The sequence below is a fragment of the Janthinobacterium sp. BJB301 genome (genome assembly GCF_002735685.1).
Taxonomy (GTDB): Bacteria; Pseudomonadota; Gammaproteobacteria; order Burkholderiales; family Burkholderiaceae_D; genus Janthinobacterium; species Janthinobacterium lividum.
Window position 1 is genome coordinate 52,937 of the sequence record NZ_PDZJ01000005.1, and the last position, 11,580, is coordinate 64,516.

Sequence of the window (11,580 nt, forward strand, 5' to 3'; positions counted from 1 at the left end):
AACAATGAACGAACACATACACAACGACGTCCCTGAAGACGAGAACGAAAAACGCCGCAAGCTGCTGCGCTACGGCGCCATCGGCGGCGGGCTGGCCGCATTTGCCGCCAGCTTTTCCACCACGGCCGGCCGCATGGTCGACCATGCGCTGGGCAAGGATAAACCCGTGCAGAAACTGCATGGCAATTCCCTGCAACCCGAGTTTTCCGTCGACACGGCGACGGGGAAATTGACGGTCAATCCCGACCAGCAGGTGAGCTACACCATGTGCATGGGCTGCACCACGTTTTGCGGCGTGCGCGTGCGCCTCGACAAGAAAAGCGGCAAGGTGCTGCGCGTGGCGGGCAATCCCTACAGCCCCCTGTCGGCCGACCCGGCGCTGCCATATCAAACCTCGGTACGCGACAGCTTTGTCTCGCTGTCGCGCTTCCAGGAGCAGGGCTTGAAAGGGCGCTCCACGGCTTGCGGCCGCGGCAATGGCGTGCTGGAACAGATGGAGTCGCCGTTCCGCGTGCTGGCGCCCATGAAGCGCGTGGGACCGCGCGGGGGCGGCCAGTGGGAACCGATCGCCTTCGACCAGCTGGTGAAGGAAGTGACGGAAGGCGGCGACCTGTTTGGCGAAGGCCACGTGCAGGGGCTGCGCGCCTTGCGCGAGCTGGAAAAACCGATCGATCCGGCGCAGCCGGAACTGGGCCCGCAAGTGAACCAGGTGGGCCTGATGTGCAGCACCGACGATGGCCGCCTGGCGTTTGGCACGCGTTTTTTCAAGCAGTCGTACGGCAGTTTGAACCTGGTCAATCACGGCTCGTATTGCGGCGGCGCCTACCGCAGCGGCTCGGGCGCCATGTTCGGCGACATGAAGAAAATGCCGCACGCGAAAGTGGACCTGGAAAACACGGAGTTCTGCATTTTCGTCGGCACGGCGCCGGGCAATGCGGGCAACCCGTTCAAGCGCCAGGGCACCCTGATCGCGAAAGCCCGCTCGGGCAAGCGCGAATTCAGCTACGTCGTCGTCGACCCCGTGCTGACGAATGCGGACAGCCTGGCCGCGGGCGACCGCAGCCGCTGGGTACCGATCAAGCCGGGCACGGATGGCGCGCTGGCCATGGCCATGATCCGCTGGATCATCGAGCACGAACGCTATGACCGCAACTTCCTCGTGCAGCCGAACCTGAAGGTGGCGGAAGCGGCGGGCGAAGCCGCCTGGTGCAACGCCACGCATTTGATCATCAACGAGAAGGGCCATCCGCGCGATGGCCGCTACCTGCGCGCGTCCGATATCGGTGCGGTGGAACTGGCGGAAGAAGAGCGCTACAAGGATGGTGACGCCTTCTGCGTAATCGACGCCGCCACCCAAGCCATCGTGCCGCACAATGCCGCCAAGGGCGAAGCGCGCCTGTTCTTCGAGGGCCCGCTGGACGTGGCCGGCGCGCCGCTGCACCTGAAGACGGCCATGACGATGCTCAACGAGGAAGCGCAGCGCCACAGCATGGATGATTATGCGGCCGCCTGCGGCATCGCGCGCGACATCATCGAAGGCCTGGCGCAGGAACTGACCAGCCATGGCAAGCGCGCTGCCGTCAATGCGCACGGCGGCATGATGTCGGGCGCCGGCTTTTATAACGCGTACGCGCTGGTCATGCTCAACACCCTGATCGGCAATTTGAACCGCAAGGGCGGCACTCTCGTCAACGGCGGCAGCTTCAAGGATGCGGGACCCGGTCCGCGCTATAACCTTGAGAGTTTCGACGGCGAGATCAAGGCGGCCGGCATGCCGATCGGACGTAATGTGCCATATGAAAAAACCTCGGAATTCAAGCTGAAGAAAGAAGCGGGCAAGGCGTATCCGGCGAAGGCGCCGTGGTATCCGAACGCGCCCGCGCTGGCGACAGAATGGCTCACCAGCGCCATGAACGGCTACCCGTACACCCTGAAGGCGCTGATCCTGTGGAGCTGTAATCCTGTCTACGGCATCACGGGCTTGCGCGCGCAGATCGGCAAAGAACTGGCCGATCCGAAGAAGATCCCCCTGATCGTCGCCATCGACCCCTTCATCAATGAAAGCTCGGCCTTTGCCGACTACCTGCTGCCCGACACCTTGCTGTATGAAAGCTGGGGCTGGGCCGGCGCCTGGGGCGGCATGCCTGTCAAAATGAGCACGGCGCGCTGGCCCGTGGTCGAACCGCGCGTGCAAAAGACGCCGGACGGCCAGACCATCTGCATGGAATCGTTCTTCATCGCGCTGGCAAAGACGATGGCCTTGCCCGGCTTCGGCCCGGAAGCCTTGCAGGACATGGATGGCCAGCGCTTCCCCTTGCTGCGCGCGGAAGACTGGTATCTGCGCGGCGGCGCCAACATCGCCTGGCAAGGCAAAACATCCGTGCCGGAGGCCAGCGACGACGATATCGATTTGTCCGGCGTGGCGCGCATCCGCCCTGAACTGGAGCGCACCCTGAAGCCGGAAGAGTGGCGCAAGGTGGCCTTCATGCTGGCGCGGGGAGGGCGCTACCAGAGCTATGGCGAGATGTTCGGCCTGCGTTTGCCGCCGCCGGCGAATCCCAAGGCGCCGGCAGCGCCTGCACCCGTGATCGACGAGACGCCGTATCCGCAGGACTGGTCCACGCACCGCTATCTGAAACCGATGATGCTGTACAACGAGGGATTGGGCGTGAGCAAGAACAGCTTGAGCGGCAAGCGTTTCCCCGGCACGCCCGCGTGGAGAGTGGCGGCGTTTGCCGACGGCACGCCCGTGCGCAAAACCTATCCGGCCAGCGAGTGGCCGTTCGAGTTGATCAGCTTTAAATCGGCGCTGCAGAACTCCTACAGCATAGGCGCGCGGCGCTTGCGCGGCATCCATCCGGACAACCCCGTCGCCGTGCATCCCGACGACGCGGCGCGGCTGAAGCTGGAAAATGGCGACGAGATTTATCTGGAAACGCCGGGCGGCAGGGCCAGGGCGACGGTGATGCTGCGCCATGGCGTGCAGCGGGGCGTGATCGCCATCGAACACGGTTTCGGCCACAAGGAGCATGGCGCGCGTGCGCACCGCATCGGCAAGCTGCGCCAGCCCGACGAGCCGGCCATCGGCGCTGGCATCAACCTGAACGACCTGGGGCTGACGGACCCGAGCCGCGGCGACAAGAACGTGTTTGTCGATCCTGTCTCGGGCACGTCGGTGCGGCAGGGACTGCCGGCGCGCATCGTGCGGGCCTAGATCTGGCCACCTGCCATCAGCAGCCGGGCTACCTCGGCTGCCGAATGCAGGCCCAGTTTTTCCATCGTGTTATGGCGGTGCACCTGCACCGTCTTGTCGCTGATGCCCAGCTCGCGGGCGATGACTTTCGAGGCTTTGCCTTCGGCCATCAGCAGTGCCACTTCGCGCTCGCGCGCGGTGAGCCTGGCCAGCGCCGATTGCGCCGTATTCGCGCTGGCGGCGCTGCGGCTTTCTTCCACGCTGCGGGCCACGGCGCGCGAGACGGCGTCCAGCAATACCTGGTCCTTGCACGGCTTTTCCAGAAAATCGCAGGCGCCCGCCTTCATCGTCTGCACGGCCATGGCCAGGTCGCCGTGGCCGCTGAGGAAAATCACGGGCAGCGATATGGCGTGCCCGGTCTTATTATTCAACTCCTGTTGCAGTTCCAGTCCGCTCATCAGGGGCATGCGCACGTCGAGCAGCAGACAGCCGGGCACATGGTCATCGTAGCGCTGCAGGAAATCGCGTGCCGATTCAAACGTCTGCACTTGCCAGCCGGCCGAATCGAACAGATAGGCCAGCGAGCGGCGCATGGCGGCGTCGTCGTCGACGACAAAGATGATCGCATCGCTTTCATTCATGGTGTTTCCTCTTGTATTTCCTTGTGTGCGTCCATGCCGGTATCTTCGGGCAGGCGGAACCAGACCGTCAAGCCCGGCGCATCGGCATTGGCATGTGCCGACAGGCTGCCGCCGAACGATTCGATGATGCTTTTGCTGAGCGACATGCCCAGTCCCAGGCCTTCGGCCTTGGTGGTAAAAAACGGTTCGAACAGGCGCGCCATCTGCGCCGTCGGCAGGCCGCAGCCCGCGTCGCGCACGGCCACCGTGCAGGCGCCGTTTTCGCGGTGCAGCAGCACGCCGATGGCGTGCTGCGGATTGCCGTTTTCTACCTGCGCATCGAGCGCATTCTTGAGCAGATTGAGCAGCACCTGCTGGACCTGCTGCGGGTCGGCCAGCACGCGCGGTGCGGCGCTGACCGTCTCGTGGCGCCAGGCTATCCTCGCTTGCGGATGGGCCGCGCGGAACAGCGATACCGCTTGCTCGACGGCGTCGGCCAGGGCGAAGGCCGTGCTGTGCGCGGGACGCTTTCGCGCCATCGCGCGGATGTGGCGGATGATGGCGCCCGCGCGTTCACTTTGCGTGGCGATTTCCTGCGCGCCGTCGAGCAGGGGCGCCGCATCGAGCCGGCCCGCCGTGATGCGGCGCGCCATGCCGCGCGCGAAATTGCCGATGGCTGCCAGCGGCTGGTTCAATTCGTGCGCGATGGCGCTGGCCATCTCGCCCAGGATCGCCAGGCGCGCCGTGTGGTCGAGCGTGGCCTGGCGCTGGCGTGCCTGCTCTTCCAGCGCGCGCTGCTGATGCTGGGCGGCGCGCAATTGCTCCGTGCGCCGGCTGACCAGGTATTCCACGCGCACCGTGTGCACGGCCCAGGCCACGAGCAGGGCCAGCACCAGCAGCATCCAGCCCCAGTAGCGGCGCAGCGCCGTCTCGAACGTCAGCTTGTCCAGGTAAGCGTAGGGGCCGATGCGCAAGTCGCGGAACAGCTCATCGACGATCTGGTAATCGCTGGGCACCGTCCAGCTGTAGCCTTCATCTGTGCGCGGCATGGCCAGCAGGGCCTGCGCCACTTTTTTCGCCAGCGCGGGCGGCGTCTGGCGCAGGGCCACGAAGGGCCAGTCCGGATACAGCCGCGACGAGCTGGCGCAGCGAAACCCGGGAATCGGGCGCGTGGTGATCACGCGCAGTTCATCGGTCCGCACTTCGCCGCGCGCCACCATCTGTTCCAGCAAACAGGTGCGCACGATGCCCCCATCCATGTGCCCTGACCGCACGGCGTCGATGATCTGCTGCGAGGGGAAACCGCTGTAGCGCAGGCTGGCAAAATCATGCGTGGGATCGATGCCCGCTTCGCGCAATTCGCGCGCGGCGATCTGGTAACCGCCGAAGGCGTCGGGCGCCACGGCCATCACGTTCTTGCCCGCCAGGTCGGCCAGATCGTGCAGCGGCGAGGTGCTGCGTACGACGATGGCCGAACCGATGGCCTGGCGCGGAGAATCCGTCCACGGCGATTCCAGGGTGGCGATGCGGCTGGCGCCGTCGCTGTGTTCGAGCGCCACGTAATGGCCGCTGCTGGTGATGGCAAAGGCGATGGCCTGCGACTGCACGGCGCGCGTGAGGCCCGCCTGGTCGTAGTCGGCCAGGATGAAACGGATGCCGGGAATGCTGGCCTGCAGGTGGCGCGTCACGTACGACCAGTCCTGCTGCACGGCGTCGCCGCCCTTGTAGGCCAGTACACCGATGCGTACCTCCGGTAGCTCGTCAGCCGCGTGGGCGCCGTGCAGACACAGCGCCGTCAGTGCGAAGAGTAAAAAACGCCGCACTAGAACATGCTGCGCTGCGCCGAACGCGCATCGCCGAACAGGTCCAGCAGCAGTTTCTTGATGGGCGCTGGCAGTGGCGCGTCCGCGATTTTCGCGCCGTCGTACCAGACGTGCGTGGACTCTCCGGCCAGCGCCAGGCGCCGCGCCAGGGTGATGCGGCAGGGAACGATGTGCAGCTTGTAGTGGGTAAACACGTGCACGATGGGCAGCAGCCGTTCCTGCGTTTCGATCTGGCCGAATGGCGCCACGGCGCGCGCCAGCGCATCCTGGTCGATGTCGCGCGGACAGTCCTCGCCGGCCAGCACGTGGCCATCGAGTTCGGGCAAGGACAGCAAGCCGCCCCAGATGCCCGAGCCCGGGCGCTGCTCCAGCAGCACCTTGCCGTCGTCGATGATGACCAGCATGACGGCGTGTTTTTCCGGGCTGGTTTTCTTCGGTTTGCGCACGGGCAGATCCTTGGTGCGGCCGGTGGCGTAGGCCACGCAGCGCGGCTGCAGCGGACAGCGGCCGCAATCGGGACTGCTGCGCGTGCACAGGGTGGCGCCAAAGTCCATCAGGCCCTGTGTGTAGGCTTCGATGCCTGAATCTATTCCCGCTGCGGGCAGCAGTGCTTCGGCGCGGCGCCACATGGCTTCCTCGACGCGTTTTTCGCCGGGATAGGCGTCGATGCCAAACGTGCGCGCAAAGACGCGCTTGACGTTGCCGTCCATGATGGCTGCGCGCGTGCCGCTGGAAAACGCGGAGATGGCGGCCGCCGTCGAGCGGCCGATGCCGGGCAGGTCGGCCAGCAGGGCCGGGTCGCTGGGGAAGATGCCATCGTATTCGGCGACCACGCGCTGCGCGCACTTGTGCAGGTTGCGCGCCCGCGTGTAGTAACCGAGGCCGCTCCACTGCGCCATCACGTCTTCCACGGGGGCTGCCGCCAAATCGCGCAGGGTAGGAAAGCGTTCGAGGAAGCGCGCGTAGTAGCCGAGTACGGCGGTGACCTGCGTTTGCTGCAGCATGATTTCGGACAGCCAGATCAAATAGGCGTCGCGCGTGTTTTGCCATGGCAGCGCATGGCGGCCATGCTGCTTTTGCCAGGCGATGACGGTGGCGGAAAAACTAGGGTCGATATAGTCTTCTAAAGGTGCCGCGCCCGTGGCGGGCGAGAGCGGATGCAGCAGACGTTTCATGCAGGGTTCCAGTGTTCTGTTGTTTGATGTTGCTGATGTTGCGCTCAGCTTGCGCTGGCGGCGCGCAAGGCAGCGAGCAATTGCGCCAGCTGGGCCTTGTCGCGTTCGAGCGCCGCCAGGCTGGCTTCAAAGCCGGCGATTTTCTGTTCCAGGCTGCCCGTGGCGTCGTGAATGCGCTGGATCGAGGCAAAGCGCAGTTTCAGCTGTTCCTTGTACTCGACGATCTGCGCTTCGAGCGGCGCCATGATGACTTTCAGCCAGGCGCTGGCGTCGTCGTTGGCGTTGGTGAAGCTGCGGCGCACGCGCGAGGCGATGGTGTCGAAGAATTTCTCCATCAGCACGACCCGGCTGGTGGTGAGCAGGGTCGCCGTGCCGAACTGCTTATGGTAGACGGCTTCGATGTCGGCGATTTCCTGGCGGTAGCGGGCCAGCGAAAACGGCATCGGCAAGGCCAGCGCCAGGCCATGTTCGGTGGCGAATTTGCGGTACATCACGTTCATCATTTCCGTGATCTCGGCCGTCTTGCCTTCCGAGCGGTCCAGGTTGCTGCCGATGCGCTCAAAGTACTGGCGCACGGCTTCGCGCAAGCCCGTGAAAAAGCGGCTGCGCTGCATGGCCGTGCGCACGCCATCGATATCGTCGCGCACGATATCCATGCCCAGGCTCGTGTACAGCTCTGTCGACAGGCGGGTAAACACGGCGCGCGTCGCTTGCAGCTTGAACAGGCTGCTGTCGAATTCCTTCTTCTCGATATCGATGCGGCGCATCATGTGCGCGATCACGCTCTGGTTCTTGCCGCGCAGGCTGTGCAGCTCGTGCAACTGCTCGGCGATGCCGCGCGCGCGTGCCGCCGCCTGCACCTGCTGCGCCGCTTCGATTGCATCCAGGTCGAACGCCAGCTGGCGCCGGATGATGTCCTTGCGCGCGGGGATCAGCTCCTCGAACAGGGCTGTCTCCAGCGCCTGCAAGCGGCTCTTTTCCAGCAGCGCCGCGTCCTGGTTGATCTTGCCCACCAGGGCCTTTTGCGCCGAGACGGGAAACACCTGGCCAGCATCCAGCATCAGCAGGTGCGCCACGCTGGCCTGCTGGCGTTCGATGGCTTGCGCCACCTCGGCATCGCCGCGCAACTCATCCCACATGCTGTCGATCTTGTTGAGCACCACCAGACGCCCCGCGCCGGCGCCGATATGGTTGCGCCATACCTCGATGTCGCTGCGCGTGACGCCCGTGTCGGCCGCCAGGATGAACAGCACCGCGTGCGCATTCGGGATCAGGTTCAGGGTCAGTTCCGGTTCCGTGCCGATGGCGTTCAGGCCCGGCGTGTCGAGGATCACCAGGCCCTGCTTCAGCAGCGGATGGGGGAAGTTGATGATGGCGTGGCGCCACATGGAGATTTCCACCTGGCCGTCCTCGTCCAGCATGGCGTGGGCGTCCGCATCGTCGGCGTCGTACAGGCCGTAGCGTGCCGCCTCCTCGATGCCGACTTTTTTCGTCAGGCTGACCTGGCGGATGGCTTCCTGCATGTCGCCGCCCGCCTCGATATTCAGGGGCAGGACGGTCCAGGCGGCGGGCAGGTCGCGGTAGTCGCTGGTCGACAGGTTTTGCGCGCGCGTCTCGATGGGCAGCAGCCGGATCGATGGCGGCCAGGCCGCGTCGTACAGCAGCTCGGTGGGGCACATGGTGGTGCGGCCCGCGCCCGAGGGCAGGATGCGCTGGCCGTAGCCGGCAAAGAAGATGGCGTTGATCAGCTCGGATTTGCCGCGCGAGAATTCCGCCACGAAGGCGACCGATAAACGGTCATCGGCCAGGCGGGAGCCACAGCGCGCCAGGCGCAGCGCGGAGGCGCCGTCGACCAGGCCCGCCGCGCTGGCGGCTTGCCGGTATGCCTGCAAGGCGGCCTGTACGTCCTGCCGCCATGCGCTGTATTGTTCCAGGTCCCTGACCATCTGGCTCCCTCCGTGAGTGTGAGTGTGGTTACGTTACTTTTGACAATTCACGCAGTAAAACGTGGAACGCTGTCCCTGGACGATCTGGCGGATCGGCGCGCCGCACACGCGGCATGGCTTGCCCGCACGGTTGTACGTGAAATACGTCTGCTGGAAGTAGCCGGACTGGCCGTTCACGCCGATGAAGTCGCGCAGGGTGCTGCCGCCTTGCACGATGGCTTCTGCCAGCACGTCGCGGATCGATTGCGCCAGTTTTTCATAGCGGGCCAGGCCGATGCGCCGGGCTGGCGTCTTCGGGTTGATCCCCGCGCGGAACAGGCTTTCGGAACAATAGATATTGCCCACGCCGACGACGATGTCGCCCGCCATCAGCACCTGCTTGATATTGGTACCCTTGTTGCGCGTTTTCTCGAACAGCAGCTGGCCCGTGAAGCCGCCTTCCAGCGGTTCCGTGCCCAGGCCGCGCAGCAGCGTGTGGCCGTCCAGCGGGCCGTCGGCCTCGTCGTGCCACAACACGGCGCCAAAGCGGCGCGGATCCGTCATGCGCAGCACCTGGCTGCCGCCTTCCGCGTCTTCCACGACGAGGTCGAAATGGTCGTGCTTTTGCGCCTCCGTCCCCGTCGGCAGCACGCGCAGATGGCCCGACATGCCCAGGTGGATGATCAGGGTGCCGTGGCGGAAGTGGATCAGCAGGTATTTGCCGCGCCGCCCCGTCAGGCCGATGGTTTGCCCCGACAGTTGTTCGCCCAGGGCAGGGGGGAAGGGCCAGCGCAGGCCGTCGCGGCGCAGCACGACGGAGCGCACGGCGCGGCCTTCGAGATGGGGCGCGACACCGCGCCGTGTGACTTCGACTTCTGGCAATTCTGGCATAGGGCTCGAATGGTGGAAAACCGGGTAAAAAAACAGGCGGGTTGCCGGCGGACGGCGGGCCCGGGCGCGCTACGCCGCCACGACGTATATATTTCGTTACATACGTGAAGTACGCGATAGCCGCGTTGGGCGTAGAATCAAACTTTGCCGTTCAGCCAGGATCAGCCTTTGAAAAACGCTTTCGCCATTGTAACCTTGTCCGCCCTGATGGCCACGCATGCCATGGCACAGACGCCTGTTGCCCCTGTCGATGGGGCGGCCAGTCCCGCTGCGGCCGCTGCGCCGCAAGCGCCCGGTACCGAGTCCGGCGACGACGCCAAGGGCGAGAAGCTGCCCAAGGTCGAGTTGAGCAGCGATTTGCTGTACAAGCTGACCAAGGCGGAAATGGAATTCAAGAGCGGCCAGTGGCAAGGGCCGTACGTGACGATGATGGTGGCGGCGCAGCAGACGCGCGACCCGCGCCTGGCGCGCCGCGCTGCCGAAATGGCGCTGGCCGCCAAGCAGGGCGGCGAGGCGCTGGCGGCCATCCGCCTGTGGCGCGACCTGGCGCCCGAATCCGATGAGGCGACCCAGTTCTTCCTCGGCTTCGTCGTATTGACGGACAAGATCGAAGAAGCGGAACCGATTTTTGCCGAGCGCCTGGCCAATGCGCCGCAGGGCGCGCGCGGCGTGGCCCTGTTCCAGATGCAGCAGATCCTGTCGCGGGCGAATGACAAGCTGTATGCCTACGCGATGGTGACGCGCCTGGTGCAGCCCTACCTGGACATGTTCGAAGCCCACCTGGTGCTGGCGCAGGGCGCCCTGTCGCTCGGCGAGCGCGAGCGCGCCATCGGCGAAGCGAACAAGGCGCTGGCCATCAAGCCGAACTCCGAGCTGGCCGCGCTGACCCTGGCGCAGGTGACGGGCGAGCCCGAGGCGGCAGGCAAGGTGCTGGCCACTTTCCTGCAAAAGAATCCCGATGCCGTCGAAGTGCGCGGCGCGTATGCGCGCCTGCTGGTCGAGCAAAAACAGCTGGAGCCGGCGCGCGACCAGTTCCTGCTGCTGCTGAAAAGCCAGCCCGATAACGTGGGGGGCCTGTATGCGCTGGGCATCGTGGCGCTGCAGCTGGAAGACACCAAGGGTGCGGAGCAGTACTTCAAGCGCTTCCTGGCCGTGCTGGATAAAAATCCTGGCGACGCGCGCGATCCGTTCAAGGCCCTGATGATACTGTCGCAGATCGCCGAGACGCGCGGCGACACGGCCGGCGCCATCGCCTGGCTGGACAAGGTCGACAACAGCGCTTCCGCCGGCTATGTCGAGGCGCGCTTGCGCCGCGCCCAGCTGATCGCCCGCGGCGGCAATCTCGATGCGGCACGCAAGGCGCTGACGGAAATCGAAACGGACGATCCGGCAAGCCAGGCGCAGGTGCTGCTGGTCGACGCGCAATTCCTGCGCGATGCCGGCTATGTGCAAAGCGCCTACACGGTGCTGGAAAACGCCTTGCTGCGCTTCCCCGACAATCCGGAACTGCTGTACGACTACGCCCTGCTGGCCGAGCGCCTGGATAAACTCGAGCTGATGGAAGCGAGCCTGCGCCGCGTGATGGCGCTGGCGCCCGACAATCAGCATGCGTATAACGCCCTGGGCTACTCGCTGGCCGAACGGGGCATCCGCCTTGAGGAAGCCCATGCGCTGATCGAAAAAGCCTTGCAGATGGCGCCGGGCGACCCGTTCATCATGGACAGCATGGGCTGGGTGCAGTTCCGCATGGGCAACCTGGCTGCTGCGGAAAATGCGCTGCGCCGCGCCTATGCCGTACGCAGCGATCCGGAAATCGCCGTCCACCTGGGCGAAGTGCTGTGGCAGAAGGGCGACAAGGCCGAAGCGCAAAAGCTGTGGCGCGAGGCGCAGGGCAAGGACCCGAAAAACGATGCGCTGAAAAGTACGCTGGCGCGCTTGAATGTCAGTTTGTGA

At 65.2% G+C, this 11,580-nt stretch carries 7 protein-coding genes; 2 read left to right on the plus strand and 5 right to left on the minus strand.

What is annotated here, in order from left to right; genetic code table 11:
- Positions 1-4: 4 nt before the first annotated feature.
- Positions 5-3,214: a molybdopterin dinucleotide binding domain-containing protein gene (locus CSQ91_RS24330; protein ID WP_099389857.1), complete on the plus strand. Its 3,210-nt coding sequence runs from the start codon at positions 5-7 to the stop codon at positions 3,212-3,214.
- Here the strand turns inward: CSQ91_RS24330 and CSQ91_RS24335 are convergent.
- From CSQ91_RS24335 to mutM, 5 genes are read right to left on the minus strand one after another with little or no spacing between them, the layout of a single operon-like run.
- Positions 3,211-3,834: a response regulator transcription factor gene (locus CSQ91_RS24335; RefSeq protein ID WP_099389858.1), complete on the minus strand. Its 624-nt coding sequence runs from the start codon at positions 3,832-3,834 to the stop codon at positions 3,211-3,213. The genes CSQ91_RS24330 and CSQ91_RS24335 overlap by 4 nt on opposite strands.
- On the minus strand, positions 3,831-5,636 hold the full coding sequence (locus tag CSQ91_RS24340; protein WP_180278506.1) for a sensor histidine kinase: 1,806 nt from the start codon (positions 5,634-5,636) through the stop codon (positions 3,831-3,833). The genes CSQ91_RS24335 and CSQ91_RS24340 overlap by 4 nt, the downstream gene beginning before the upstream one ends.
- The gene (mutY, locus tag CSQ91_RS24345) at positions 5,636-6,811 is read right to left on the minus strand and encodes an A/G-specific adenine glycosylase (RefSeq protein WP_099389860.1); all 1,176 of its coding nucleotides are present in this window, start codon (positions 6,809-6,811) and stop codon (positions 5,636-5,638) included. Before mutY ends, CSQ91_RS24340 begins: the two co-directional genes overlap by 1 nt.
- A gap of 44 nt (positions 6,812-6,855) precedes the next feature.
- Positions 6,856-8,757 (minus strand): dynamin family protein, encoded by a 1,902-nt coding sequence (locus CSQ91_RS24350; protein ID WP_099389861.1) that lies wholly within the window; start codon positions 8,755-8,757, stop codon positions 6,856-6,858.
- Between the two features lie 33 nt (positions 8,758-8,790).
- The gene (mutM, locus tag CSQ91_RS24355; protein ID WP_070278940.1) at positions 8,791-9,627 is read right to left on the minus strand and encodes a bifunctional DNA-formamidopyrimidine glycosylase/DNA-(apurinic or apyrimidinic site) lyase; all 837 of its coding nucleotides are present in this window, start codon (positions 9,625-9,627) and stop codon (positions 8,791-8,793) included.
- A gap of 168 nt (positions 9,628-9,795) precedes the next feature.
- On the opposite strand from mutM, the gene CSQ91_RS24360 reads away from it, so the two are divergent.
- Positions 9,796-11,580 carry a tetratricopeptide repeat protein gene (locus CSQ91_RS24360; protein ID WP_099389968.1) on the plus strand — a complete coding sequence of 595 codons (1,785 nt, stop codon included), beginning with the start codon at positions 9,796-9,798 and terminating at the stop codon, positions 11,578-11,580.

What these genes read in the sequence shown, in the direction of transcription:
- CSQ91_RS24330 (WP_099389857.1), top strand. Translation starts at nt 5, where the DNA reads ATGAACGAACACATACACAACGACGTCCCTGAAGACGAGAACGAAAAA.
- CSQ91_RS24335 (WP_099389858.1), bottom strand. Translation starts at nt 3,834, where the DNA reads ATGAATGAAAGCGATGCGATCATCTTTGTCGTCGACGACGACGCCGCC.
- mutY (WP_099389860.1), bottom strand. Translation starts at nt 6,811, where the DNA reads ATGAAACGTCTGCTGCATCCGCTCTCGCCCGCCACGGGCGCGGCACCT.
- CSQ91_RS24350 (WP_099389861.1), bottom strand. Translation starts at nt 8,757, where the DNA reads ATGGTCAGGGACCTGGAACAATACAGCGCATGGCGGCAGGACGTACAG.
- mutM (WP_070278940.1), bottom strand. Translation starts at nt 9,627, where the DNA reads ATGCCAGAATTGCCAGAAGTCGAAGTCACACGGCGCGGTGTCGCGCCC.